The sequence below is a fragment of the Pseudomonas putida genome (genome assembly GCF_003228315.1).
In the GTDB taxonomy this organism is placed as follows: domain Bacteria; phylum Pseudomonadota; class Gammaproteobacteria; order Pseudomonadales; family Pseudomonadaceae; genus Aquipseudomonas; species Aquipseudomonas putida_S.
The window spans coordinates 4,354,761-4,380,998 of record NZ_CP029693.1; the positions used below are offsets into that span (position 1 = coordinate 4,354,761).

At 61.3% G+C, this 26,238-nt stretch carries 25 protein-coding genes; 19 read left to right on the plus strand and 6 right to left on the minus strand.

Translation table 11 applies throughout. The annotated features are described in order from the left end of the window. Positions 1 to 5: 5 nt before the first annotated feature. The 3 genes from DKY63_RS20425 to DKY63_RS20435 all read right to left on the minus strand — a co-directional run bounded on the left by DKY63_RS20425 (position 6) and on the right by DKY63_RS20435 (position 3,105). Complete coding sequence (locus DKY63_RS20425; protein ID WP_110965732.1) at positions 6 to 935, minus strand: diiron oxygenase; 930 nt, start codon at positions 933 to 935, stop codon at positions 6 to 8. Further along, complete coding sequence (locus DKY63_RS20430) at positions 932 to 1,708, minus strand: DUF3050 domain-containing protein (RefSeq protein WP_110965733.1); 777 nt, start codon at positions 1,706 to 1,708, stop codon at positions 932 to 934. The genes DKY63_RS20425 and DKY63_RS20430 overlap by 4 nt, the downstream gene beginning before the upstream one ends. Positions 1,709 to 2,394: 686 nt before the next feature. After that, positions 2,395 to 3,105 (minus strand): GntR family transcriptional regulator, encoded by a 711-nt coding sequence (locus tag DKY63_RS20435; RefSeq protein WP_110965734.1) that lies wholly within the window; start codon positions 3,103 to 3,105, stop codon positions 2,395 to 2,397. Positions 3,106 to 3,301: 196 nt separating this feature from the next. Here DKY63_RS20435 and lapG point away from each other — a divergent pair, with 196 nt between their 5' ends. Then, complete coding sequence (gene lapG, locus DKY63_RS20440) at positions 3,302 to 4,006, plus strand: cysteine protease LapG (RefSeq protein WP_110965735.1); 705 nt, start codon at positions 3,302 to 3,304, stop codon at positions 4,004 to 4,006. Positions 4,007 to 4,020: 14 nt separating this feature from the next. Beyond that, positions 4,021 to 5,967 carry a cyclic di-GMP receptor LapD gene (gene lapD, locus DKY63_RS20445; RefSeq protein WP_110965736.1) on the plus strand — a complete coding sequence of 649 codons (1,947 nt, stop codon included), beginning with the start codon at positions 4,021 to 4,023 and terminating at the stop codon, positions 5,965 to 5,967. A 157-nt stretch (positions 5,968 to 6,124) separates the two neighbouring features. Here lapD and DKY63_RS20450 read toward each other — a convergent pair whose 3' ends face one another. After that, positions 6,125 to 6,490 (minus strand): tryptophan synthase subunit beta, encoded by a 366-nt coding sequence (locus tag DKY63_RS20450; RefSeq protein WP_110967954.1) that lies wholly within the window; start codon positions 6,488 to 6,490, stop codon positions 6,125 to 6,127. Positions 6,491 to 6,719: 229 nt separating this feature from the next. On the opposite strand from DKY63_RS20450, the gene DKY63_RS20455 reads away from it, so the two are divergent. The 9 genes from DKY63_RS20455 to DKY63_RS20495 all read left to right on the plus strand — a co-directional run bounded on the left by DKY63_RS20455 (position 6,720) and on the right by DKY63_RS20495 (position 17,720). Continuing rightward, positions 6,720 to 7,607, plus strand: coding sequence for a TauD/TfdA dioxygenase family protein (locus DKY63_RS20455; RefSeq protein WP_110965737.1), 888 nt, complete (start codon positions 6,720 to 6,722; stop codon positions 7,605 to 7,607). 18 nt (positions 7,608 to 7,625) lie between these two features. After that, positions 7,626 to 8,651: an ABC transporter substrate-binding protein gene (locus DKY63_RS20460; RefSeq protein ID WP_110965738.1), complete on the plus strand. Its 1,026-nt coding sequence runs from the start codon at positions 7,626 to 7,628 to the stop codon at positions 8,649 to 8,651. Positions 8,652 to 8,656: 5 nt separating this feature from the next. Then, entirely contained in the window at positions 8,657 to 9,517 is an 861-nt protein-coding gene (locus DKY63_RS20465; RefSeq protein ID WP_110965739.1) for an ABC transporter ATP-binding protein, read from the plus strand. Positions 9,518 to 9,538: 21 nt separating this feature from the next. Continuing rightward, entirely contained in the window at positions 9,539 to 10,405 is an 867-nt protein-coding gene (locus tag DKY63_RS20470) for an ABC transporter permease (RefSeq protein ID WP_110965740.1), read from the plus strand. A gap of 209 nt (positions 10,406 to 10,614) precedes the next feature. Then, complete coding sequence (locus DKY63_RS20475) at positions 10,615 to 11,535, plus strand: LysR family transcriptional regulator (protein ID WP_110965741.1); 921 nt, start codon at positions 10,615 to 10,617, stop codon at positions 11,533 to 11,535. A gap of 302 nt (positions 11,536 to 11,837) precedes the next feature. Next, positions 11,838 to 13,370, plus strand: a complete 1,533-nt coding sequence (locus DKY63_RS20480) for an MFS transporter (RefSeq protein WP_110965742.1) — start codon at positions 11,838 to 11,840, stop codon at positions 13,368 to 13,370. A gap of 25 nt (positions 13,371 to 13,395) precedes the next feature. Continuing rightward, positions 13,396 to 14,460 carry an HlyD family secretion protein gene (locus DKY63_RS20485; RefSeq protein ID WP_110965743.1) on the plus strand — a complete coding sequence of 355 codons (1,065 nt, stop codon included), beginning with the start codon at positions 13,396 to 13,398 and terminating at the stop codon, positions 14,458 to 14,460. After that, positions 14,457 to 16,028 (plus strand): efflux transporter outer membrane subunit, encoded by a 1,572-nt coding sequence (locus DKY63_RS20490; protein ID WP_110965744.1) that lies wholly within the window; start codon positions 14,457 to 14,459, stop codon positions 16,026 to 16,028. The genes DKY63_RS20485 and DKY63_RS20490 overlap by 4 nt, the downstream gene beginning before the upstream one ends. Before the next feature lie 102 nt (positions 16,029 to 16,130). After that, a complete protein-coding gene (locus DKY63_RS20495) occupies positions 16,131 to 17,720 on the plus strand; it encodes a glycosyltransferase family 39 protein (protein ID WP_110965745.1) in 1,590 nt (529 codons plus the stop codon). A gap of 108 nt (positions 17,721 to 17,828) precedes the next feature. Here the strand turns inward: DKY63_RS20495 and DKY63_RS20500 are convergent, their stop codons facing one another. Continuing rightward, the gene (locus DKY63_RS20500) at positions 17,829 to 18,587 is read right to left on the minus strand and encodes a slipin family protein (RefSeq protein WP_110965746.1); all 759 of its coding nucleotides are present in this window, start codon (positions 18,585 to 18,587) and stop codon (positions 17,829 to 17,831) included. A 2-nt stretch (positions 18,588 to 18,589) separates the two neighbouring features. Beyond that, positions 18,590 to 19,123, minus strand: coding sequence for an NfeD family protein (locus DKY63_RS20505; RefSeq protein WP_204354250.1), 534 nt, complete (start codon positions 19,121 to 19,123; stop codon positions 18,590 to 18,592). A gap of 196 nt (positions 19,124 to 19,319) precedes the next feature. Here DKY63_RS20505 and DKY63_RS20510 point away from each other — a divergent pair, with 196 nt between their 5' ends. The 8 genes from DKY63_RS20510 to DKY63_RS20545 all read left to right on the plus strand — a co-directional run bounded on the left by DKY63_RS20510 (position 19,320) and on the right by DKY63_RS20545 (position 26,169). Beyond that, positions 19,320 to 19,781: an aminoacyl-tRNA deacylase gene (locus DKY63_RS20510; RefSeq protein WP_110965748.1), complete on the plus strand. Its 462-nt coding sequence runs from the start codon at positions 19,320 to 19,322 to the stop codon at positions 19,779 to 19,781. A 132-nt stretch (positions 19,782 to 19,913) separates the two neighbouring features. After that, complete coding sequence (locus DKY63_RS20515) at positions 19,914 to 20,159, plus strand: DUF2789 domain-containing protein (RefSeq protein WP_110965749.1); 246 nt, start codon at positions 19,914 to 19,916, stop codon at positions 20,157 to 20,159. Positions 20,160 to 20,407: 248 nt separating this feature from the next. Next, complete coding sequence (locus tag DKY63_RS20520) at positions 20,408 to 20,836, plus strand: MarR family winged helix-turn-helix transcriptional regulator (RefSeq protein WP_110965750.1); 429 nt, start codon at positions 20,408 to 20,410, stop codon at positions 20,834 to 20,836. Further along, a complete protein-coding gene (locus DKY63_RS20525) occupies positions 20,833 to 22,905 on the plus strand; it encodes an FUSC family protein (protein WP_110965751.1) in 2,073 nt (690 codons plus the stop codon). Before DKY63_RS20520 ends, DKY63_RS20525 begins: the two co-directional genes overlap by 4 nt. Further along, positions 22,902 to 23,111: a DUF1656 domain-containing protein gene (locus DKY63_RS20530; RefSeq protein WP_110965752.1), complete on the plus strand. Its 210-nt coding sequence runs from the start codon at positions 22,902 to 22,904 to the stop codon at positions 23,109 to 23,111. The genes DKY63_RS20525 and DKY63_RS20530 overlap by 4 nt, the downstream gene beginning before the upstream one ends. Continuing rightward, positions 23,108 to 23,995: an efflux RND transporter periplasmic adaptor subunit gene (locus DKY63_RS20535; protein ID WP_110965753.1), complete on the plus strand. Its 888-nt coding sequence runs from the start codon at positions 23,108 to 23,110 to the stop codon at positions 23,993 to 23,995. The genes DKY63_RS20530 and DKY63_RS20535 overlap by 4 nt, the downstream gene beginning before the upstream one ends. Continuing rightward, on the plus strand, positions 23,992 to 25,440 hold the full coding sequence (locus DKY63_RS20540) for an efflux transporter outer membrane subunit (RefSeq protein WP_110965754.1): 1,449 nt from the start codon (positions 23,992 to 23,994) through the stop codon (positions 25,438 to 25,440). Before DKY63_RS20535 ends, DKY63_RS20540 begins: the two co-directional genes overlap by 4 nt. Before the next feature lie 93 nt (positions 25,441 to 25,533). Next, positions 25,534 to 26,169, plus strand: coding sequence for an NADH:ubiquinone oxidoreductase subunit N (locus tag DKY63_RS20545; RefSeq protein WP_110965755.1), 636 nt, complete (start codon positions 25,534 to 25,536; stop codon positions 26,167 to 26,169). The last annotated feature ends 69 nt before the right edge of the window (positions 26,170 to 26,238 follow it).

The following is a 26,238-nucleotide window of genomic DNA, read 5'->3' on the forward strand; positions in this document are numbered from 1 at the left end:
CCTCGTCAAATCAGGTAGTCGCCCAATGCGCTTTGCACGCACGGCGAATCGAGCAGCGAACTGCTGTGGAAGAACCGCATGATGTTGGCCACCAGCGGGTGGTGCCGATTGATCGGGAAGGCCAGCCCTGACACTTCGTTGCGCAACGCATGGCGCGCCGCGTCGCTGATCGGCAAGGCGTTGATCAGGCGCAAGTCGAAGGACTTCTGAATATCGTTGGTCAGGTAATGGCCGATGAACGCCGGCAGGACCTGCGCGATGCACTGGCGGTCGTCTTCACTCGCGGTGTGCCAGTAGATGCGCACCATCCGCGACCAGAAGCCGGAGTGCCGGCCTTCGTCGAGCAAGTGGTCGGCCATCAGCCCCTTGATCGATTGCTTGACCGTGTCGTCCTTGGCGAACGCGGCGACGTCACCGGTGACGGTGTTCTCCGCGATGGCCACGCAAATCAGTTCCACGGCACTGCGCAGATGGGGTGGTGCGAGCTCAATGGCTGCCGGAATCGCCCGGTTCAGTTCGATCTCGTCCGGCAGCTCGATGGGCTCGATGCCCGTCATGGCCACGGTCTGCTGCATGAAATCCATGGCCACCAGCGCGTGGTAATCCTCGTCGACGACCACGGTCATGGCGTCGTAGCGACAGGCAAACGGGAAGATCACGTCGAAGCGATTCTTGGCGATGCTGCGCGCGGTCTTGTCGACGATCTCGGTTTCGAAAATCACCACGTCGTTGATGAATTTGTACAGCGTCTGCACCAGCGCAAAATCACGCTGCTCAGGGCATTCGCGCAGGAATGTTTCGCTAAGCACCAGCGGCTGACGACTCAAGGGGTAGATCAGTTTGTCGTCGTTCTCGAGCAGACGACGGGGGCGAGTGCGGATGGTGGCGCGACTCTCCCAGGCATCGGCGAACGACAGGTAGTCGGCGGCGTTCATGCGTTCACCTCCACCAGCAGATCACTCATGCTCAGGCGCAGGCCGTCCCACAGGGCGATGCGGCTTTCCACGGCGGCGAGGGAGCTGGCGTACATCTCTTCTTCACGCTGCGGATCGGACCCGATCAGCCGTGCCAGGAGTTTTTCCGCGGCGGGGCCGTGGTCCTCCGAGTCGACTTCAATGTGCCGCTCGAGGTAGTAGCGAAAGGTCGGGGCCTGCTCAATGCCGATACCCCAGTCATCGAGAATGCGCTGGAACATCTGCGGGATCACGCTCTCGCGACCGTGCAGGAACGCCGCCGCGACACTGTGCACCGGCGCATGCAGCGCAATGTGCAGGGTATGGCGAACGAAGCGCGCCGTCGCCGGGTCGACTTCCACGCTTTGCAGCGCAACGTCATGGCTCACGCCTTCACGTTGCAGCGCCACGAAGCGCTCCACGGCGGCGGTACTGGCGCCGACTTCGCGCATGGCATCCAGGTACAACTCGAAATGGCTGTAGTGACCCCGGGCCGGACGGTCGTCGGACTCTTCACCCAGCACGATTTCATTGATCAACCGTGCGGCCTGTGGATCGCGTGGCGGCAGCCAGGGCAGGTGCGTGCAGGTCAGTTCCTGTTGCAGGCGTTTGGTCAGCGACATGAAATCCCAAACGGCAAACACATGGCTTTCCATGAAGCGCTGCAATACCGACAGCGAATTGATTTCGGAGAAAATGGGATGCGCGCCAAGTTCGGATTTTCTTTGTTCCAGCCGTTCTTTAGTTGCGTTCATGGATACATCCTTTAGTGATCGGAAGTTGTGTTTGGGCACGGGTTGATCGCAATTGAAAGTTTTCTTTTGGCGAGCAGGTGCCTCAAAAGGATTGATGTGTATTGATAACTACAAATGCTGGTTTTGCGCCCGTAGGCCTTATGCGGCGATGGCGAAGGAAAAGTTAGTACACGAATTTAGTGTGGGGCAAGTTATTTTATAAGTATTTAGAAGTTCAACTTTTTCTAGTGCGATAACTTCCAATAAGACTTTTGATTAAAGTTTTATTTGTGCGTAGTTACTTCTTCCGGTTTATATAAGTCAGAATTTTTTATAAAGAGTGAATGCCTCACTCGAAGCAACTTTCCATGGCGTTCGTTGAGGTGATTTAAGGGGGATGTCAGAGAGCCGAGAGTGGCGTCGACACTCTCCAATCCCGTGGCAAGACTCCTTCCGCTGGTTCCTGGTGTGGGGTCTGCGTCACTGCTGCAGGTACCGCCCGTTCATGGCTCGTTGTCGACCCAGGATTTAGCGTAATTCAAGGCAGCGGCGATCACCGTGGAGCGGGGATCGGGGAGGGACATAAAGAAGGGGGTTTTGTAAGTGAATTGTGCAACGAACCGCTTTTCGTAGGAGCATGGCTTGCCCGCGATGGCGTCATCGAGAGCGCCATCGCGGGCAAGCCATGTTCCTACGAAAAACCGATTTTATTTTGGAATGTTTCTTTTCTGGGCTTCAGGGCTGTTGAGGTAGCGGGTAATGACCTCGACGCCGCGATTGAGGTGATGTGTCAGCAACTCTACCGAGGCATCAACGTCGCGGCTTTCTGCGGCTCGCAACAATGCGCGGTGGTCTTCCTGGGACAGTTTGCCCAGCCCCATGGCCTCCAGGTTGAAACGCAGGAAGCGTTCCTCCTCGTTCAACCCGTCCTCTACCAGGTTCAACAGGCGTTTATTGCCTGCCTTGCAGTACAGCGACATGTGGAATAGACGATTGAGGCGACCGATTTCGGTGTAGTCGTGTTCCGTTTCCAACTCATCGATGTAACGGGATGCCTGTTCCAGGTCCGCGCTTTCCAAATGCGGGATCGAAAGGCGCAGGGCCTCGGACTCCAGCAGAATGCGCAGCGCATAGGTTTCCACGGCATCGCCCTGGACCAGGGGCGCAACCACCGCCCCTTTATGGGCAATCACGTTGAGCAGCGACTGGGCTTCGAGTTGGCGCAAGGCTTCACGCACGGGCATGCGGCTGACCCCGAACAGATCGGCCAGATCCTGTTGGCGCAGGGCAATGCCGCAAGGCAGGCGACCATCCAGAATCGCCGCACGCAAGGTCTCTTCAATGATTGAGCGAGCCAGATGCGCCGGAATCGGCCCGTCGACCTTGATGCTGCTGAGAGGGTTGGGCTTTTGTGTCACTACAACGCACCCTGATTGACTGAGATATTTTTGGATCCAACTGACACTAGTACCACCTGACGGCTTGTCAAACCTGCAGCATCCGGGCTCTTCCTAAGTTTAGCCCGCCGCGGGTGATCTCACCGTGCCATTGTTTTTTCGAGGGCTAAGCTACACCATCAGCCGACTTCCACCTGCCTGTTCACGGTGCCTTGCATTGGCTCTACCTTTCCCGATCACCCGGTTGTTACGCGGGCTGTGCGGCGTGTTGCTGCTCGCTGGCGTGCTGCTGGGCGATGTGTTGGGCGATGCGCAGCCTGATTGGGATTTTTCCCTCATCAGCCGTCGGGCGCAGGCATTGTACGGACCTTTGGGTGAAGGTCAGAAGCGTATTGATGATTGGCAACAGATGTTGACCAGCCAGCAGTCAATCGGCGAGCTGCAACAGCTCAACCGGGTCAATCGATTCTTCAATCAGCACATGCGCTACGTCGAAGACATTGACCTGTGGCATCAGGTCGATTACTGGGAAACGCCAATCGAAGCCTTGTGGAAAGGCGCAGGTGATTGCGAAGACTACGCTATTGCCAAGTATTTCAGCTTGCGCCATCTCGGGGTGGCCAGTGACAAATTGCGCATCACCTATGTAAAGGCTCTGCGCCTGAATCGTGCGCACATGGTGCTGACGTATTACGCAAGCCCGAACGCCATGCCGCTGGTGCTCGACAGCCTCACGGACAGTATCCAGCCGGCCAGCGAGCGTACGGACTTGCTGCCGGTCTACGCTTTCAATGCAGAAGGCTTGTGGTTGCCGGGCGCCAAGGGCAACCAGAAGGTCGGTGATACCAAGCGCCTGTCACGTTGGCAGGATCTGCTGAAGAAAATGCAGGCCGAAGGATTTCCGGTCGAGACCACTCACTAGGAGCATGCCCACAGATGTCCTTGTTCAAACAGCTATTGATCGCAATCTGTCTGTTCCTGGTCGTCGCCTTCACCGGCAGCTTCATGGTCAGCCTGGAAAGCTCGCGCACCCAATACGTCAACCAACTGCGCTCCCACGCCCAGGACGCCGCGACGGCCTTGGCGTTGTCACTGACGCCGAACATCGACGACCCGGCGATGACCGAGCTGCTGGTCAGCTCGATTTTCGACAGCGGTTACTACGCGAGCATCCGCGTGATCGATCTATCCACTGGCAAGCCGCTGGTCGAGCGCAGTGGCATCCCCGCCGATACCCATGTGCCGGACTGGTTCGTCAGGCTGATTGGCCTGGAGGCTGCCGGCGGCGACGCAATTGTCAGCCGTGGTTGGGAGCAGGCGGCGCGAGTCGAGGTGGTCAGCCACCCGATGTTCGCCCTGGCCAAGCTGTGGCAAAGCGCGCTGGGCAGCCTGGCCTGGCTGTTGATCTGCGGCGTGGTCAGCGCGGTGCTGGGAGCGCTGCTGCTGCGCCGGCAACTCAAGCCGCTCGACTACATGGTGCAACAATCCCACGCTATCGCCCGTCGCGAGTTTCTCAGTCTGCCGCAACTGCCGCGCACGCCTGAGCTGCGACGTGTGGTGCAGGCCATGAACCAGATGGTCGAGAAGCTCAAGGCGCTGTTCCAGGAACAGGCCGAGCGCAGCGAAAAACTTCGGACCGAGTCCTATCAGGACAACCTGACGGGGCTCGCCAACCGGCGCTATTTCGAGATGCAACTGAATGCGCGAGTGAGCAACCCGGAACAGGCCAGCTCCGGTTACCTGTTGTTGCTGCGGGTACAGGATCTGGCAGGCCTCAACCAGCGCCTGGGCGGTCAGCGTACCGACGCCTTGCTGCAGGCGGTGGGCGAGCAATTATCCCGTGAATGCGCCCGCTATCCGGCCACGCAAAACCTCGTCACGCGTATCCGTGGCGGCGAGTTCGCGGTGCTGGCACCAGGGTTGATGCGCGAAGAAGCGCTGCAACTGGCGCAACACCTCGACACGGCACTGTCCAGCCTGCATGCGACCGGCGCCACCGACGTGGCCTCGGTCGCCGCCATCGGTCTGGCACCCTTTGTTCACGGCGACACACCGCAAGCGGTGCTCAGCCTCGCGGACCAGGCATTGGCGCAGGCCGAAGGCCAGGTGGATTCACGTTGGGTCTGCCTGGATCACAGCGCTTCGGTCGATGTCGGCGATGATCACCATGCCTGGCACAACCTGTTGGATCAGGCCCTGAACCAACGGCGCTTTCGCCTGTACTTCCAGCCGGTGGTCGCCAGTCAGGACACGCAACTGGTGCTGCATTACAAAGTGCTGTCACGACTGATCGATGACCAGGGCCAGAGCGTTGCGGCGGGGCGCTTCCTGCCGTGGCTGCAGCGCTTCGGCTGGGCCGCGCGGCTCGATCGCCTGATGCTGGAATTGGTGTTGGAGCAGATGGACTATCACGAAGCGTCGCTGGCGCTGAACCTGTCGTCGGCCACCCTCAATGATCCGCAGGCGTTGAATGCGCTGCTCGACCTGCTGCGTTCGCACTCCAACCTGGGGCCGCGCCTGACCCTGGAAATCGGCGAAGAACAATTGCCGGAGCAAGCCCAGTTGGAAGACCTGACCCGGCGTTTGCGCAGCCTCGGGTTCTCCTTGAGCCTGCAGCACTTTGGCGGTCGCTTCAGCATGATCGGCAATCTGGCGCGGCTCGGCCTGGCGTATCTGAAGATCGACGGCAGCTACATCCGCGCCATCGACCGGGAGAGCGACAAGCGCCTGTTCATCGAAGCCATCCAGCGCGCGGCCCACAGCATCGATTTGCCGCTAATTGCCGAGCAAGTTGAAACCGAGGGCGAGCTGGCGGTGATTCGGGAGATGGGGGTGTATGGGGCTCAGGGGCGGTTGGTGGGTGAGCCGAGGCCTTGGCAGTAAGACTTGGGATTTGAGTTGAATGTCATGCCGTCATCGCGAGCAGGCTCGCTCCCACAATGGATCTGCGTTGTACACAAATGTTGTGGTCACCACAGATCAACTGTAGGAGCGAGCCTGCTCGCGATGGCGGCAGTACCGACGCTGAAGAGCCCGAGGTTTAGATAAACCCTTCCTCATCATCATCCACCAAATGACTCAACCCCCCCAACGCTTCCCGGGCCTGGGTCCGGTCCATCAATTTGGCCTGTGCGGCAGCCGGCAAATCGGTGACCAGAATCACACCCTTGCTGATCAACACCTCGATCAAGTCATCAAGTACCCGGATCATCTCCAGGTCGCTCTGCTTGAGTTGCTTGAGCTGTTTTATCTGCTTGAGCTGCTTGAGGCTGGTGGCCATGACTTCGTTGGCGAACCAGGCCTGCAGGTCAGGGTGGTCGGCCGGCAGCGTTTCCGTGGACTCGGCATAGGCTTCGGCTTCGACGCGCATCAGTTGCCCTTCTGTATTGCGTTGCACGTAGAACATGGAGCATCCCTCGGAAGTGAACAGCGTCATGCTGTCAGCAGCATAGGCGAAATACGCCATATGGTTATTCACTAACGGTATTTAAAATCACGTTCTTATATCTATAAAGTCACAACCCTGCGTACCTGCCGACCAATCGGCGCGCCGCACGACACGAACCAACACGGGACCTCCGTGAGTTTCTGATCGACGCGCGCGCCCTTGAGCGTGCCGTGCGTGGGAGTGATTTATGTCAGCCGTTTCAGCATCGCCCGTCATCGCGCCACAACACTTTGAAATCCGCCCGTTCAGCGGTGCGGTGGGGGCCGAAATCATCGGCCTCGACTTGTCTCGTCCGATCAACGATCAGGACTTTGCGCGCATTCACCGCGCGCACCTGGACCATCACGTCGTGGTGTTCCGCGACCAGCGCATCACCCCCGAACAACAGATCGCCTTCAGTCGCCGTTTTGGCGTGTTGCAGATTCACGTGCTCAAGCAGTTTTTGCTGGCCGGGCACCCGGAAATCCTCATCGTTTCCAACATCGTCGAGAACGGCCAGAACATTGGCCTGGGTGATGCCGGCAAGTTCTGGCACTCCGATCTCTCCTACAAGGAACTGCCGAGTCTGGGCTCGATGCTGCACGCCCAGGAGCTGCCATCGGAAGGCGGCGACACCCTGTTCGCCGACATGCACAAAGCCTGGGACAGCCTGCCCGAGGCACTGCGCAAGGCGGTCGAAGGCCGCTCGGCGGCGCACTCCTATACGGCTCGTTACAGCGAGACCAAATTCGAAGGCAACTGGCGCCCGACCCTGACCCCGGAACAGCTCGCCCAAGTCGCCGAAGTCATTCATCCGGTGGTACGCACGCACCCGGAAAACGGCCGCAAGGCGCTGTTCGTCAGCGAGGGTTTCACCACCCGCATCGTCGGCCTGCCCGATGACGAAAGCCAGCAACTGTTGGCCGAGCTCTACGCCCATAGCGTGTTGCCGCAAAACATCTACCGCCACCAATGGCAGCCCCACGACTTGGTGTTCTGGGACAACCGTTCGCTGATCCACCTTGCCGCCGGCTGCCCCAGCCATCTGCGCCGCAAGCTGTATCGCACCACCATCCAGGGCGACGCGCCTTTCTGATTTGCCGGAGATCCGAACATGTCCAAACGTCTTCCATTCGCACCGCTGGCCGCGGCCATCGGCCTGGGTTTCAGCCTGATCGCCGGCAGCCTGGTGGCGCCGACCGTGGCCCACGCCGAAGGTGAGATCCGCATCGCCGAACAGTTCGGCATCGTCTATCTGCTGCTCAACGTCGTGCGCGATCAAAACCTGATCGAGAAGTACGGTAAGCAGGAAGGCATCGACATCAAGGTTGACTGGACCCAGCTCTCCGGCGGCGCGGCGGTCAACGATGCGTTGCTCTCCGGTTCCATCGACATTGCCGGTGCCGGCGTCGGCCCGCTGCTGACCATCTGGGACCGCACCCACGGCAAACAGAACGTCAAGGCCGTGGCCTCCCTGGGCAACTTCCCGTACTACCTGGTGAGCAACAATCCGAACGTCAAAACCATTGCCGATTTCACCGAGAAGGACCGCATCGCGGTGCCGGCGGTGGGCGTTTCCGTGCAGTCGCGCTTCCTGCAATACGCCGCTGCCAAGCAGTGGGGTGACAAGGAGTTCAACCGCCTCGACAAGTACACCATCGCCGTTCCGCACCCGGATGCCACGGCGGCGCTGATCGCTGGCGGTACCGAACTGACCGGGCATTTCTCCAACCCGCCGTTCCAGGATCAGGCGCTGGAAAACAAGAACGTGCACGTGGTGCTCAACACCTATGACCTGCTCGGCCCGAACTCGCCAACGGTGCTGTTCGCCACCGAGAAATTCCGCAACGAAAACCCGAAAACCTACAAAGCCTTCATCGACGCCCTGACCGAAGCGGCCACGTTTGCTCAGAATGACAAAGGCGCGGTGGCAGACACGTACATCCGCGTCACCAAGGCGAAAATCGACCGTGCCGAGTTGCTGAAAATCATCGACAACCCGCAGTTCGAATTCAGTGTCACGCCGAAAAACACCTACCCGCTGGCCGAATTCCTCTACCGCGTCGGCGCGATCAAAAACAAACCGGATTCGTGGAAGGATTACTTCTTCCAGGACGCCAAACCGTTGCAAGGGAGCTGACCCCCATGAACGCCCCCTTGCAAGGCCACACGGTCAGCAAACCGGCCACGGCAGCCCAAGCGCTGCTGTCGGTCGATAACGTCAGCCTGGAATACCGCACGCCGCAGCGCGTCGTGCGGGCGACCCATCAAGTCAGTTTCGAGATCGACCCGGCGGACCGCTTTGTCCTGCTCGGTCCCTCCGGTTGCGGCAAGTCGACCTTGCTCAAGGCCGCCGCCGGATTCATCCAGCCGGTCGAAGGCGAGATCCGCCTGCAAGGCCAGCGCGTGAATGCGCCGGGGCCTGACCGGATCGTGGTGTTCCAGGAATTCGATCAGCTGCCACCGTGGAAAACCGTCAAACAGAACGTGATGTTTCCGCTGCTGGCGTCGAAAACCCTCAAACGCAAAGAGGCCGAAGAACGCGCGCTGCACTACCTGGAAAAAGTGGGGCTGGCAGCGTTCGCCGATGCCTATCCGCATACCCTGTCCGGCGGCATGAAAGCGCGGGTCGCGATTGCCCGGGCCTTGGCCATGCAGCCAAAAATCCTCCTGATGGACGAACCCTTCGCCGCCCTCGATGCGCTCACCCGCCGCAAGATGCAGGAAGAATTGCTGCTGCTCTGGGAAGAGGTGCGCTTCACGCTGCTGTTCGTCACCCACTCCATCGAAGAAGCGCTGGTGGTGGGCAATCGCATCCTGTTGCTGTCGCCACATCCGGGGCGGGTGAGGGCGGAAGTGCACAGCCATCAATACGATTTGCACAGCCTCGGCGGAGTGGCGTTTCAGGAGTCGGCGCGGCGTATTCACCGGTTGTTGTTCGTTGAAGGCCATTCAGCGCAAACCGAGCGCGAACTGGATTTCGCCGACATCCGCATCGCTTATTGAGCCATTTGAGAGGAGGGCCCGATGAGCCATTTATCATCCCCGCGTGAAGCGTTCGAAACCGTATTGCAGCCACTGACCAGCGTGCCGCTGGAGCGTGAATTGCCCCTCGGCCAACGCCTGTGGCAACAGGGCTGGCTGCGCAAAAGCCTGATCCTGATTTTGCTTGCCGTGCTGTGGGAAGCGGTCGCCCGTTATCAGAACAACGACCTGCTGCTGCCGAGCTTCCTGCAAACCGCCCATGCGCTGTACGACGGCCTGCTCAGCGGCGAGTTGCTCGGCAAGGTTTGGATTTCCCTGGTGGTACTGCTCAAGGGCTACCTGATCGGCATCGTCCTGGCGTTCGGCCTGACCACCCTGGCCGTCTCGACCCAGTTTGGCCGTGACCTGCTCAGCACCCTGACCTCGATGTTCAACCCGCTGCCGGCCATCGCTCTGCTGCCGCTGGCGCTACTGTGGTTCGGCCTGGGGCAGAACAGCCTGATATTCGTGCTGGTGCACTCGGTACTTTGGGCGCTGGCGCTGAACACCTATGCCGGCTTCCTCGGCGTCTCCGAAACCCTGCGTATGGCCGGGCGTAATTATGGCTTGAAAGGCATGCGCTTCGTGCTGTTCATCCTCATCCCGGCGGCGCTGCCATCGATCCTCGCCGGCCTGAAAATTGGCTGGGCGTTTGCCTGGCGTACGTTGATTGCGGCGGAGCTGGTGTTTGGCGCGACCAGCGGGAAAGGTGGGTTGGGGTGGTATATCTTCCAGAACCGCAACGAGCTGTACACCGACAAGGTGTTTGCCGGGTTGGCCGTGGTGATTCTGATTGGGTTGCTGGTGGAGAATTTGGTGTTCGATTCGCTGGAGCGGGTGACGGTAAAGCGGTGGGGGATGCAGCGATAGTTGCATCAATGTGTGCTGTCTGGTCTGGCCTCATCGCGGGCAAGCCCGTTCCCACAGGGTTTGGTGTTGAACACAAAATCTGCGTCCACCGCAGATCCACTGTAGGAGCGAGCCTGCTCGCGAAGAGGCCGGACCTGCCAACGCATCACTCGAAGGATGTTTGCTAGCATTGCGTCTGAATCAGCTCTGATCAATCAAGAGTGCTCGTCATGCAACTCCCCGACATGAACCTCCTCATCGCCCTCGACGCCCTGCTCGACGAGGGCAGCGTCGTCGGCGCCGCGCGGCGGATGAACCTCAGCCCGGCCGCCATGAGCCGCACCCTGACGCGTATCCGCGAAGCCATTGGTGATCCAATTCTGGTGCGTGCCGGCCGTGGTCTGGTGCCCACGCCCAAGGCACTGGAGTTGCGCGATCAGGTTCGGGATCTGGTCGAGCAGGCCGAGCAATTGTTTCACGCGGCCCGGGTCGTGGACCTGAGCAGTTTGCGTCGGCGATTCAGCATTCGGGCCAATGATTTCTTCGTCGGCATCTACGGCGGCAAGCTGTTCGACACCCTGCAGCGTCAGGCGCCGCATTGCGAATTGCGTTTTGCGCCTGAGGGCGATGGTGATGATGATTCCCTGCGCGAGGGGCGCATCGATTTGAGCGTCAGCAATAACCGCCCGCTAATGCCGGAAGTGAAGGTGCAGAACCTGTTTTCCACGCAGTTTGTCGGCCTGGTGCGCGAGGATCATCCGCTGCTCGATGAAGAGATCACCGCCGAGCGATTTGCCCGTTACCCCCATATCAGCATGTCCCGTCGCGGCATCGCGCGCGGGCCGATCGATACGGCACTCAATGAACTGGGTTTGGAGCGGCATGTGGCGCTGATCGCGCCAAGCTTCCATGCCGCGATGTTCGCCCTGCCCGATACCGATCTGATCCTGCCTGTGCCCAGGGAAACGCTGTTGAGCGTGCGCCGGCTGGGCATGAAATTGCGTTCGTTCACCTTGCCGATCCCGTTGCCGACGGTCGTGCTGAGCCAGGCCTGGCATCCGCGATTCGACAACGACCCCGCTCACCGTTGGTTGCGTGAAACCCTCAAGCGCTGCTGCGAAGAGACTTGGCTGGCCGCGCAAACCAATTGAAAGTCAAAAGATCGCAGCCTTCGGCAGCTCCTACAGGTGTACGCATTCCCCTGTAGGAGCTGCCGAAGGCTGCGATCTTTGTTGTTAAGGGTTAGTGTCCTAACACCTATGGATGGTGGTCCCTCCGACACGGCGGTGTTAATTTTTCCCCATCATTTCTTCTCGAGCCAGCGTTCTGTTTTCGCTGAATCTCATCATTCAATTGCTGCGCCAGGCGCACTTATACATTGCCAATAAGTCAGTTTTCGTCAGCGATTCGCCTTCGTAGACTGCCACCTCAATCAATTCGGAGTTGTGAACCGATGACCTCTTTAACGGGCTCGGTGCCTTTGGCTGCGCCCGCGCCGGCCGCCGCACCCACGGTGTTTGGTCTGCGGATCATTGTGGGTCTGGTGGGCGTGCTGCTGGCGGTGCTGGTGGCGGGCCTGAATGAAATGGTGACCAAGGTTGCGCTGGCCGACATTCGTGGCGGCCTGGGCATTGGCTATGACGAAGGCACCTGGCTGGTCGCCAGCTATGCCGCGACCTCGGTAGCGGCCGCAGCCTTCGCGCCATGGTGTGCGGTGACATTCTCGTTGCGCCGTTTCACCCTCTGCGCCATCAGTGCCTTCACCCTGTTGGGCGTGCTGTGCCCGCTGGCGCCGAACTACGAAAGCCTGCTGGTGTTGCGCACCTTGCAAGGCCTGGCCGGCGGCGCGCTGCCACCAATGCTGATGACCGTCGCCCTGCGTTTTCTGCCGGCCAATGTGAAGGTCTTCGGCCTGGCCGGCTACACCCTGACCGCCACCTTCGGCCCCGGCTTGGGCACGCCGCTGGCGGGGTTGTGGAGCGAATACGTCGGCTGGCAATGGACCTTCTGGCAAATCGTCATTCCCTGCCTGATTGCCATGGTTGCCGTGGGCTACGGCATCCCCCAGGACCCGCTGCGGCTGGAGCGATTCAAGCAGTTCAACTGGCGCGGGTTGCTGTTGGGTTTTCCGGCGATCTGCATGCTGGTGATCGGCATCCTGCAGGGCAATCGGCTGGACTGGTTTGAATCGAACCTGATCAGCGCCTTGCTGATAGGTGGTGCGTTGCTGATGGTGGCGTTCCTGATCAACGAGTGGTCGCAACCGGTGCCGTTTTTCAAGATGCAGATGCTGGGTATCCGTAACCTGACGTTCGCTTTGCTGACCCTGGCCGGGGTGTTGGTGGTGTTGACGGCGGTGATCATCATCCCGTCCAGCTACCTGTCACAGGTCCAGGGTTATCGCCCGGTGCAGACCGCGCCGATCACGCTGCTGGCGGCGCTGCCACAGTTGATCGCGCTGCCGTTGGTGGCGGCGCTGTGCAACCTGCGATGGGTCGATTGTCGCTGGGTGCTGGGGATTGGCCTGAGCATGCTGGTGTTGTCCTGCCTCGGCGGATCGCAGCTGACGTCGGAGTGGATTCGCGATGATTTCTATGTACTGCAGCTGCTGCAGATCTTCGGCCAGCCGATGGCGGTGCTGCCGCTGCTGATGCTCTCGACCGGCAGCATCAACCCCATGGACGGGCCGTTCGCGTCGTCCTGGTTCAACACCGTGAAAGGCCTGGCGGCCGTGATAGCCACCGGCGTGCTGGAGACCCTGACCACCGCCCGGCTGCATTTTCACTCGACGATGCTGGTGGATCGCCTCGGCAACTCGCCCCTGATCGACTCAGACAGCGCCGGCCTCGCCCATCGCCTGCACGAGCAGGCGGTGGTGCTGACCTCTGCGGATCTCTACCTGTGCATGGCCGGTATCGCCGTCGCGCTGATCCTGCTGATTTTCTGGATGCCGACGCGGATCTATCCGCCGCGCGCACCGACTTGAATGCTCCACTGAAACCGAGGTTTTTATGACGACTCAATCCAGGCAAAAAGTGGCGGTGGGCGTTGCCGTCGTGATCGCGGTGGGCGCGCTGGTTTATCTGCTGGTGCCCGGCCTGTTCGGCCAGCGCACGCAACAGACCACTAACGACGCCTATGTCTCGGCGGATTACACGCTGGTGGTGCCGCGCGTTGCCGGGTTCATCAAGCAAGTGCTGGTGGAGGACAACCAACAGGTCAAGGCCGGACAGTTGCTGGCGCTGATCGATGATCGCGATCTGCGCGCTGCTGCCGATGCCGCCGCTGCTGAAGCGTTGGTGGCCCAGGCGCAGTTGCAAAACGCCAGGGCCACCCTCGAACGCCAGACGTCAGTGATCGCCCAGGCGCAAGCGACGGTGGTGTCCGCCAAGGCGGAAATGGCCTTCGCCGAGCAGGAACTCAATCGCTACAGCCATCTGGCCGGAGTGGGCGCAGGCACCGTGCAGAACGCGCAGCAGGCGCGTACCCGTATCGATCAGGCCAGTGCTCGCTTGGCCAATGCCACAGCGGTACTGGCCGCCGAGCGCAAGCAGGTGGACATCCTCACTGCGCAGCGCGACGGGGCTGAAGGTGGATTGAAGCGGGCGCAGGCGAAACTGGAAATCGCCAGTTTCGATCTGTCCTACACCCGTATCGTCGCGCCGCAGGATGGCATGGTCGGCGAACGTGCCGTGCGTGTCGGCGCCTATGTCACCCCGGGCAGCAAGCTGCTGGCGGTGGTGCCCCTGGCCCAGGCCTATGTGGTGGCCAACTTCCAGGAAACCCAGTTGACCCATGTGCAGCCGGGGCAGGTTGTGCAAGTGCGCGTCGATACCTTTGGTGGCGAGGCATTGAAGGGACGCGTGGAAAGCATCGCCCCCGCAACTGGCGTGACCTTCGCCGCGGTCAAGCCGGACAACGCGACGGGTAACTTCACCAAGGTCGTGCAGCGGATTCCGGTGAAGATCGTGCTGGAACCGGGGCAGCCGTTGGCTGAGAGGCTGCGGGTGGGGATGTCGGTGGAGGCAAGGATTGATACGGCCAGTGTGAAGGTGAATGAGGTTGTTCAGCGATGAGGATTTTTGCTGCCCGGGCCGGCGCCATCGCGAGCAGGCTCGCTCCCACATTGGGTCTGTGTCGTACACGCAATCTCCCTGCAGAAGCCAATCCCCTGTGGGAGCGAGCCTGCTCGCGAAGAGGCCATCAGCCCCGACTCACCCTTTGTGCCTTGCTTGTGATGAGCCTTTCCGCCTGCACAGTAGGCCCGGACTTCCAGAAACCCGAGGCCCGACAACCTGCCGAATGGACCAAGCCATCCAAAGCCGCCCCCAGCCAGGCCATCACCCAAGCCCTGAACGAACGCTGGTGGGAAGTCTTCAACGATCCAAAACTCGCGGCCCTGAGCCAGCGCGCCCTGACCGATAACCTCGACCTGAAGCTCGCCAGCAGCCGCCTGGAGCAAAGCCGCGCTGTGCGCCAGGTGGTCACGGCCGACCGCTACCCGACCACCGCTGCTACCGGCAGCTACAGCCGCAAGCGCAACAGCGGCGAAGGCCTGATGGACCCCTCGGGGAACAACGGCAACTCCGCATTCAACCTGTGGGATGCCGGCTTCTCGGCCTCCTGGGAGCTGGATTTGTGGGGCCGGGTGCGCCGCGAAACCGAAGCCGCTGACGCCACGCTGGAAGTCGCGGAAAACGACCGCCGAGGCGTGTTGCTGTCAGTGCTCGCCGAGACCGCCCAGGACTACATTCAACTGCGCGGCGTGCAAAACACCCGGGCCGTCACCGAGCAGAACCTTGAAGTGGCTCGCCACAGCTTGAAGCTGTCGCAATTGCGCTTGAACGACGGTGTCGCTACCGATCTGGACGTCGCCGAAGCCGCCGCGCAAGTGGCCGCCATCGAATCGCGCCTGCCCGCGCTGGAGCAGCGCCAGGCACAGTTGATCAACGCCTTGAGCCTGTTGATGGGCGAACCGCCGCAAGCGCTGGCAAGCGAATTGTCCACCGACGCGCCGGTACCGCAGACGCCGCGCCAGGTCGCCATCGGCCTGCCCTCGCAACTGGCCAAGCGTCGCCCGGACATTCGCCAGGCCGAAGCCCGCCTGCATGCCGCCACCGCGAGCATCGGCGTGGCCAAGGGCGATTTCTATCCACGCATTACCCTGTCGGGCAACATCGGTTCACAAGCCATGCAATTGAGCGATTTCGGCTCCTGGGACTCGCGCGCATTTGGGATTGGTCCGCAATTCACCCTGCCATTGTTCGACGGCGGACGTCTGCGCGGTGTGCTGAATCTGCGCGAAGCCCAGCAACAGGAAGCCGCCATCGCCTACCAGCAAACCGTGCTGCGCGCCTGGCATGAAATCGACGACCAGTTGAGCGCCTACAACGCCAGTCAGTTGCGTCGCGACAGCCTGGCCGAAGCGGTACGGCAGAACCAGGTCGCCTTGCAAACTGCACAGCGGCAGTACACCGAAGGCGTGGTGGATTTCGTCAACGTCCTCACCGTACAAGGCGCGTTGCTGGCGACTCAGGAGCAATGGGTCGAGAGTTCCACCGGCGTATCGCTGGCCGCCGTCGGCTTGTACAAGGCGCTGGGTGGCGGATGGGAGTCGGTGTATCCGCTGGCGGCGCAGCGCTGAGGCCGACGCTCACTTCATCGGTTCGCCGGTATAGACCGCGACATTGCAGGGGGCAGTGGCCTAGAGTGAGCAAAATGATTTGGCCGCGCGGATGGAAAACGGATGGTGGAAGTGGAAAGCAAAGAGCCTCTGGTCAAGTCTTTGCGAACGGGCGTGAACCGGCGGTTGCCTGACAACCCGAAGTGGTCGCCCGTCTTGCTCGGTGGTCTGGTTGTACTGGTGCTGGCCGTCGTAGTGCGCTTTTACGGCCTGACCGCATCGGCCATCTGGGGCGATGAGGGATCCAGCCTGATGATGAGCCGGTACTCCCTGGGCGGTATCTGGGTTCACGCCGCTCACGACGTGCACCCGCCGCTGTATTTCATGTTGCTCCATGGCTGGATCCAGCTGTTTGGCGACGGCATCTTCTCGATCCGCTGCCTGAGCGCGCTGCCGGGTATTGCCGCGGTGATGCTGGGCATGTGGCTGGTCCGATTGATCGCCAATCCCCGGGCGGCATTGCTGGCCGGGCTGATGCTGGCGCTGTTGCCGACCGCCGTGCGCTACAGCCAGGAAGTGCGGATGTATTCGTTGCTGGGCGTGTGGTTGCTCGGCGCGACGATTGCGCTGGTGTATTGGGTCAAGCAACCGCGCCACACCCGGCCGCTGGTGATTTACGCGCTGCTGATGACCGCCGGCTTCTACACCCATTACTTCACCGCGTTGTGCGTCATTGTCCATTGGGCTTATCTGCTGGTGCTGCGCCTGCAGCCGCATCCCCTGAAACTCATCAATCGCCCGGCCTGGTGGCTGGCCAATGTCGCCATCGTGGTGCTGTTTGCCCCGTGGATTCCTGAATTCATGGACCTGATCCAGCACATGGACCAGCTCAAGGCCAATGGTGACGTGGGCTGGGAATTGCCGGTCACGCTCAGCTCCCTGCCATCGATGGTGTGGACCTTTCTGATTCAGGACGATGGGGCAAGCCTGCCCTGGCTGCTGTTCGGCGCGCTGCCGGCGCTGTTGCTGGCCGTGATCGTGATAACGGGTTGGCGTGATCGCAACCGCTATCGCTGGAGTGCCTTGCTGGCGCTCTACACACTGCTGCCGCTGATGCTGGTCTACGGTGTGTCCTTCATTTCACCGGTGTTCATCGAGCGTTATCTGAACGCCTATGCACTGGGCCTGCCGCTGATCATGGCGCTGGCCATCGATCGCTTGCTCGAGGGTTTTCGCGTCGTCGCGTTCGGGTTGCTGGCGCTGTTCATCGGCACCGAACTGGTCGGGCTGAAAACCAACGCCACGGTGGATGTGAATGACCAGACCAGCGTGATGGTCGAGTTCATCAACCAGCGCTACGTCGAGGGCGACCGGATCGTCATCAGCGACATGCTCTGGTACATGCCCTATGTCTATTACAACCGCACCGATGCGAGGCCGATGCTTTACACGCCGCCCTTGGCCAATGGCAATTCCAGTCGCCCGAATGATTACGGCTTCGGCACGCTGGTCAATGGTGATGCGCAGAGGATCTATCTCGATCACCTCGAGCAATTGCCAAGAGGGACGGGACGTGTGTGGTTGATCAGCACGGCCGATCAGCCCGACGAATTCGCGCCGCTGCCCAAGGGTTGGCAGAAAGTCAGTGAGACCGAGGCGGGTAACAATCGGGCACGGTTGTTCGTGATGGGCGCAGAGCCTTCCCCACTGTAGGAGCGAGCCTGCTCGCGATGGACGACAAGACACCGCGGGGTATCAGGCTCCCAGCGTCATCGTTAACGCCCATCGCGAGCAGGCTCGCTCCTACAGGTGCAGTGGCGTTCAGGATTTCTGCGACAGATCCGCCATCCCCTTGAGCAATTCGATCGGCAACGGAAAGACGATGGTCGAGCTCTTGTCGCCGGCAATCGAGCTTAGCGTCTGCATGTAGCGCAACTGCATGGCGCCGGGCTGACGACCGAGCATTTCGGCGGCTTGCATGAGTTTTTCCGAGGCCTGCAATTCGCCTTCGGCGTGGATCACCTTGGCCCGGCGTTCACGCTCGGCTTCGGCCTGGCGGGCGATGGCGCGGATCATCGATTCGTTGAGGTCGACGTGCTTGATTTCGACGTTGGCCACCTTGATGCCCCAGGCGTCGGTCTGGGCGTCGAGCACTTGCTGGATATCGATGTTCATCCGCTCGCGCTCGGCAAGCAGCTCATCGAGTTCGTGCTTGCCGAGAACCGCGCGCAGGGTGGTTTGCGCCAGTTGGCTGGTGGCCATGAGGAAGTCTTCGACCTGGATGATCGCCTTCTGCGGATCAAGGACGCGGAAATACAGCACGGCGTTGACCTTGACCGACACGTTGTCGCGGGTAATCACGTCCTGCGCCGGAACGTCCAGCACCACGGTGCGCAAATCGACGCGGACCATTTGCTGGATGACCGGAATCAGCAGGATCAGGCCCGGGCCCTTGACCTGCCAGAAGCGCCCGAGCTGGAACACCACCCCACGCTCGTACTCGCGCAGGATGCGGAAGGTCGCGCTGGCCAATGCGATCAGCAACAACAGGAGCGCGACAAAACCCAGCTGCAAGCCCATGACTATTCTCCAACCGATACCGCGTCAGTCGCGGCCACTTCCAGCATTAATCCCTTGCGTGCCACCACCCGCACCCGTTGCCCGATCTGCAATGGCTTGGCGCTCGAAACCTGCCAGCGTTCGCCTTGCAAATGCACCCAGCCGTGACAGGCGTCGCCCGCTTGCAACGCCAACACCGGCGCCACACTGCCCAGCAGCCCGGCATCACCGCTGACGGCATGGCGCGGTCGGGTTTTCAGGGCGCGGATCAGCAGGGCGATCAACAGCAGCGCACTGAGCAGGCCCAGGCCGATCATCAAGGGCACGGGCAACTGGGCATTGGTCAGGATCAATGCGCCGATCACGAACATCACGATCCCGCCCAGGCCGAACACGCCGTAGTTGGGCAGGGCGGCCTCGGCGATCAAAAACGCGATACCGAAGGTGATCAGCCACATGCCGATCGGGTCGGGGGGCGGTGCTGCGGCGGAGTCCGCGGCGAGGGCGGAGGCACTCAACAGCAACAACCAGGCGATGGCACAACAGCGCGTATTCACGTGACCCTCCAGGAGAGCCGCTGGTGGTTCTGTATACAGTTTAGTTGACGCGCCGGTTGTATGAATTTTGACCGGATGTCGACCTGCCCGGTGGGCGGATTTCCCGCCGGATCGCCCTTGCAGGCCTAGACTTTGAGTACGAAGAAAAGCGTCAACCATCGTCCGCCGAGCGTCCTGGCGGGCACGGAGGTGAATCATGCGAATGGCAAAAACCGTGCAGCGCAGCCTCGACAGGGCTCAATGTGCATATGACATCGTCACCCATCCCCACTCGGCCAGCAGCCTCGAAACGGCGCGGGTCGCCGGCATTCCTGCCGAGCGGGTCGCTAAATCGGTCATCCTCGACGACCACCATGGCCACTACCTGATGGCCGTGCTCCCCGCCAGCCGTCACCTGGACCTGAGCAAGGTGCGCAGCAGCGGCGAGTGGCAGGTTTCCCGCGAAAGCAATCTGCCGCACCTGTTCGAAGACTGCGAACGCGGCGCCGTGCCCGCCCTGGGCGAAGCCTATGGGCTGGACGTGGTCATCGACCCGCTGTTGACCCGGCAAAAGGATATCTATCTGGAAGCGGGCAACCACATCAACCTGCTGCACATGGACATGCCCGAGTTCCTGAAAATGGTGCCCCATGCTCAGGTGCGGGAGTTGAGCAGTTAGATTGGCGGTGCTTTTTACCAGCGTCATCGCGAGCAAGCTTTGCTCCTACAGGGGCACGCATTACCTGTAGGAGCAAAGCCTGCTCGCGATTGACCGCGCAGCGGTCACCCAAACCACAAAAAGGAGCCCGACATGGAAAACCCAACCCACAGCCTCCCATCCCTGTTCAAACAACTCGGCCTGCCCGACGACGCCGAAAACATCGACAAATTCATCGCCACCCACTCACCGCTAAAACCGGACCTGCACCTGGCCGACGCCTTTTTCTGGAGCCCGTGCCAGGCAGACCTGCTGCGCAATGAAATTCTGGATGATGCCGACTGGGCGGAAGTGGTGGATCAGTTGGATGTGTTGTTGAGGAAGGGGCGGGGGGTGTAATCGCGTAAGCCGTTCGATTAAACGAAGGCGATCTTCTGTAGGAGCGAGCCTGCTCGCGATGGACGCAAGAGCGCCGCGTTCAACCAGTCAGCACGCGTCATCGTTAACAACCATCGCGAGCATGCTCGCTCCTACAGGTAGAAGATGTGTTTCAAAACTTGACGAAAAATCCCCTTCAATGCCATATTGATAGTTAGCAAACTAACAGTGTGTGTTTCCCCGTGCCGAATGACCTCGACGCTCTCCAGATGAACATCAGCAGCTCCATGGTGGTGGCCGCCCGGCATTGGCGGAAGATCTGCCAGACCACGCTGGTCAACTATGGAATTTCCGAAGCCTGTGCCGTCCCGTTGTTGATGATCGGGCGTCTGGGTGATGGTGTGCGCCAGGTCGCGGTGGCGCAGGCGTCCGGGATGGAGAGCCCGTCGCTGGTGCGCCTGCTGGACCAGCTGTGTCACGCCGGTCACGTCTGCCGCACCGGCGATGCCCAGGACCGTCGCGCCAAATGCCTGAGCCTGACCGACACGGGGAGGGCGCTGGTGCAACATGTCGAAGTCGAGCTGGTGCGTCTGCGCAATGAAACCCTGGAAGGGATCGACCGGAAGGATCTGGAAGCGGCGCTGCGTGTTTTGCGGGCTTTCGAATCCGCCAGCCTTTCTCAGGTGGTCGAGTCTTGAGCGGTTTCTTCAGCGGTATGCCCCCGGCGCGAGACTGGTTCTACGGCGTACGTACCTTCGCCGCCTCGATGATCGCGCTGTACATCGCGTTGCTCATGCAAATGCCGCGTCCGTACTGGGCGATGGCGACGGTGTACATCGTGTCCAATCCGTTCCTCGGCCCGACCACGTCCAAGGCGCTGTATCGCGCGATCGGCACCTTTGTTGGCGCCGCCGCGGCGGTGCTGTTCGTGCCGATGTTCGTCCAGAGTCCCTACGTGCTGGTGCTGGTGATTGCCCTGTGGACCGGCACCCTGCTGTTCCTGTCGCTGCACCTGCGCACCGCCAACAACTACGCCCTGATGCTCGCCGGCTACACCTTGCCGCTGATCGCCCTGCCGGTGGTGGATAACCCGCTGGCGGTGTGGGACGTGGCCGAAGCACGCACGGAAGAAATCTTCCTCGGCATCGCTGTCGCGGCCGTCATGGGGGCGATCTTCTGGCCCCGCCGGCTGGCGCCGGTGTTCAACGACTCGGTGGGCAAATGGTTTGCCGACGCCTCGACCTACAGCCAGCGCTTCCTCAGCCGCAACGTGCAGCCCGAAGAAGTCAGTGCGCTGCGCGCCTCGATGGTGGCGACCTTCAACAGCCTGGAACTGATGATCGGCCAACTGCCCCACGAAGGCTCGCGGCCGCAGACCGTGCGCAACACCAAGGAATTGCGCGGGCGCATGATTCACCTGATGCCGGTCATCGACGCCCTCGACGACGCGCTTTATGCCCTCGAACGGCGTACGCCGGAGCTGGTGGACAAGTTCGCGCCCCTGCTCGCCGCCGCCGATGAATGGCTGCAGCACAAGGACGCCGACATCGAGCGCTGGCAAGCCTTGAAAGACCAGCTCGAAGCCCTGCAACCCAGTGCCGAGGCGCTGGAGGATCGCAAGCAACTGCTGTTTTCCAATGCCATCTACCGACTCGGCGAATGGATCGATCTGTGGCAGGACTGCCGCAGCCTGCAAATCGCCATCCAGTGCGAAAACCAGGACAGCTGGCGCGCGGTGTACCGGCACTGGCGCCTGGGGCGGCTGACGCCCTTTCTCGATCGTGGCCTGATGCTGTATTCGGCGGCGTCCACCGTCTGCGCGATCATCGTCGCTTGTGTGTTGTGGATTCTGCTCGGCTGGACCGACGGCGGCGCGGCGGTGATTCTGGCGGCGGTGTCGTGCAGCTTCTTTGCCTCGATGGACGATCCGGCGCCACAGATTTACCGGTTCTTTTTTTGGACGGCGATGTCGGTGTTGCTCGCCAGTCTTTACCTGTTCCTGGTGCTGCCGAACCTGCACGATTTCCCGATGCTGGTGCTGGCGTTTTCCGTTCCGTTCATCGTGATCGGCACCCTGACGGTCAAGCCGCAGTTCTACCTGGGCATGTTGCTGACGCTGGTTAACACCTCGTCCTTCATCAGCATTCAGGGGGCGTACGACGCCGACTTCCTCAGCTTCGTCAATTCCAACCTGGCCGGCCCCATGGGCTTGCTGTTCGCCTTCCTCTGGACCCTGATCGCCCGGCCTTTCGGTGCCGAACTGGCGGCCAAGCGCCTGACCCGTTTCAGCTGGCGCGACATTGTCAGCCTGACCGAACCTGCGACCCTGGCCGAGCATCGGCAATTGGGCGTGCAGGTGCTCGATCGCCTGATGCAGCACTTGCCGCGTCTGGCCATGACCGGCCAGGACACCGGCATCGCCCTGCGGGAAGTGCGCGTGGCCCTGAACATGCTCGACCTGCTCGCCTACACGCCGCGCATGCAGGGCACCTCCCAGGCGTTACTGCGCCAGGTGGTGGCCGAGGTCGGCGATTATTTCAGGGCTTGCCTGAAAGCCGGTGAGCGTTTGCCGGCGCCGAGTCCATTGTTGATGACGATGGACCGCACGCGCCGCGCCCTCAGTGGCGAAGGCGATGATGAAACTCGTCTACACCTGTTACACGCCTTGAGCGGTTTGCGTCTGGCCTTGTTGCCGGGCGTCGAATTTGTCGGTTCCACCGAGATCGAAGAACCGCTTCCCCATGGCATCGATGGAGCACCCCTATGATCGGAGATCTGGATATCAGCGGCGTGTTCCTGCCGACGCTGCTGGTGCTGATGGGCATTACCTATCTGCTTTACCTGCTGGTGCACGGGTTGCTCACGCGTCTGCACTTCTACCGCCTGGTCTGGCACCGGGCATTGTTTAACGTGGCCCTCTACGCCTTGCTGCTGGGCGTGGTCGATTCACTCAGTCGATACCTGATGACATGAAAAAACCGTTTTTGACCTTCGGCCGTGTACTGCTGACCCTGTTGATCGTGAGCTTCGCCGTGGTCGTGGTCTGGCGCATGGTGATGTATTACATGTTCGCCCCCTGGACCCGCGACGGTCACATCCGTGCCGACATCGTGCAGATCGCCCCGGACGTGTCCGGCCTGATCCAGCAGGTGGAAGTGCGTGACAACCAACCGGTCAAGCGTGGCCAGGTGCTGTTCAGTATCGATCAGGATCGCTTCAAGCTGGCCCTGCGCCAGGCGAAGGCGGCGGTGGCCGATCGCGAGGAAACCCTCGCCCAGGCCCAGCGTGAAGCCAAGCGCAACAAAGGCCTGGGCAATCTGGTGCCCGCCGAACAACTGGAAGAAAGCCAGTCCCGCGTGGCCCGCGCGCAAGTGGCGCTGATGGAAGCCCAGGTGGCGGTCGACAGCGCGCAACTGAACCTCGATCGCTCGGTGATCCGCAGCCCCGTGGACGGTTACGTCAACGACCGCGCGCCGCGCACCCAGGAGTTCGTCAGTGCCGGCAAGCCGGTGCTGTCGGTGGTCGACAGCAACTCCTTCCACATCGACGGTTATTTCGAAGAAACCAAGCTGGACGGCATTCATGTCGGCCAGAGCGTCGACATCCGGGTGATCGGCGACCGCGCGCGGCTGCGCGGGCATGTGGAAAGCATCGTCGCCGGTATCGAGGACCGTGACCGCACCAGCGGCAACAACCTGCTGCCCAACGTCAACCCGGCGTTCAGTTGGGTGCGCCTGGCCCAGCGGATTCCCGTGCGCATTGTGTTTGACGATGTACCGGCGGACTTCCGCATGATTGCCGGGCGTACCGCCACCGTGTCGATCATCGACGACAAGGACCGGGAGCCCGCGCAATGAACAAAGCTTCTGGTTTGGCGGTTGCCGGTTTAGGCCTGTTGCTGTCGGCGTGCCAAATGGTCGGGCCGGATTATCACTTGCCGGAAGAGGCGGCCATCCACCGCGAAGATTTGCAGGGCCAACTGGACGTGAACGGCAAGCCGGTGGTTTCGGCACCGGTGCCCGGCGATTGGTGGCGTTTGTATCGGGACCCGCGTCTCGACCAATTGGTCCAGCAGGCGTTGGCGTCCAACACTGATTTGCGGGTCGCGGCGGCCAGCCTGCTGCGGGCTCGCGCGCAGGTGGATGAAGCGGAAGCCGCCGGTGGCTGGAGCGGTGGGGTGAAGATGGGCGCCCAGCGTTTGCAGGAATCCGGTGAAGCCTTCCTCTTACCGGAAAAAGTGCCGGTGGCCAACATCGGTGACATCGGCATCAGCGCGTCATACCAGTTCGATCTGTTCGGTACGCTCAAGCGTGGCATCGAAGCGGCCAAGGCCAATGCCGATGCGACCCAGGCCGCCGCCGATACCGCACGTATCACCCTGGTGGCCGACGTGGTGCGCGCCTACACCCAGGTGTGCGCGGCCAATGAAGAGCGGGAAATTGCCCAGCATTCCCTCGACCTGCAATCGCAAAGCACTTCGCTGATTCAGCGCCTGCGCGATGCCGGTCGCGGCGACGAGACCCAGGTCACCCGATCGCAAACCCAATTCAAATCCTTGCGCGCCGACATGCCGCGCTATGAAGCCGCGCGCCAGGCCGGGTTATTCCGTCTGTCGATGCTGCTGGCCAAGCCGGTCGATCAACTGCCGGCCGGCACCGCGAGCTGTGCGGAACTGCCGAAAATCGCGCAATTGGTGCCGGTGGGCGATGGCGCCTCGTTGCTCAAACGCCGCCCCGACATTCGTCAGGCCGAACGCCGTCTGGCGGCCGCCACCGCTGGCATCGGCGTCGCCACGGGCGAGCTGTACCCGGACATCCGTTTCGGCGCGACCATCGGCACCGTGGGTATCCTGGAAAACCTCGGTGAACCGTCCACCAATCGCTGGGGCTTCGGTCCCTCGTTGACCTGGAATGTGCCGACCAACGGCGCCCGGGCGCGCATCCGTGAAGCCGAAGCCGTGACCCAGGCAACCCTGGCGCACTTCGATGGCGTGGTGCTCAACGCCATTCGCGAAACCCAGACCAGCCTGGCCCAGTACTCGGCACTGTTGCAGCGCCGGGATGCCCTGGCGGACGCCGAGCAATCGGCGAAGCTGGCGGCCGACCAGACGCACCGTTTCTTCCAGGCAGGCCGCGAGTCGTTCCTGGCCGACCTGCAAGCCACGCGCACCTACACCGACGTGACGGCGCAACTGGCCGCGGCCAACACTCAGGTTGCGTTGAGCCAGATCGATTTGTTCCTGGACCTGGGCGGCGGGTGGGAAAGCGGACGAACGCAAGCGTCGAACACCGGCAAACCCTGAGGCCGTTGCTATGCTTTGAAGTGTTGAGGGGGCGCTTGTAAACAGGCGCCCTTGCAGCGCTCAAAGCTTGCGCAGGTCAGGGGGAAACCAATAATGAAAAACCCTTATGCTCTCGGCTTCTGGTGTGCCGTCGTGGCCCTCGTGCTGCTCACGGCGACGTACTTCTACGGCATCATGCTGGCCTATCAGATCGACAAGGCCCTGGCATTTCTCGACAGTGCCGTAGCGCTGATTGCTGTGATGTCTGTCACGGTGGTGGCCTGGGCGTCCGTCCAGACCCGACGAATCAAGAAAAAACAACTCGAACAAGGCAAGACCCTGGTGCTGATCTGGGACACCAAGGTGGCGCTGCGCCGTGTCGAAACGGTGTTCGATCGCTATTTCTGGGGCAGCTACTGGCAACCGGGGCGCACCTTCCAGGAAGTCATGGGCGAACTGACCGGCACGCCGTTGGAAAAGAGCCTCGAGACCCTGAAGAAACAGTGCCTGGCGCTGGACAAGCAGGTGGCGGACGACGGCCGGCACTGGCTCAACAACGCCCGGGAACTGGCGGACGTTGCCACGGCCATGGCCCGCGAGCGCTATCAACTGGATTTCTGCGACCCCCGTGGGGAAGTGACGGGCGGGGCGGTGATCAACCGGGATTTCGAAGTGCTGGTGTACACCTGGAGCGCAAGGCTCAAGACCTTTGATCATCAGCTGGATGAGATCGAAGTGCAGTACTCCTGATCTGTGTTGGCAGGACTGACGCCATCGCGAGCAAGCTTTGCTCCTACAGAAGAATGCATTCCTCCTGTA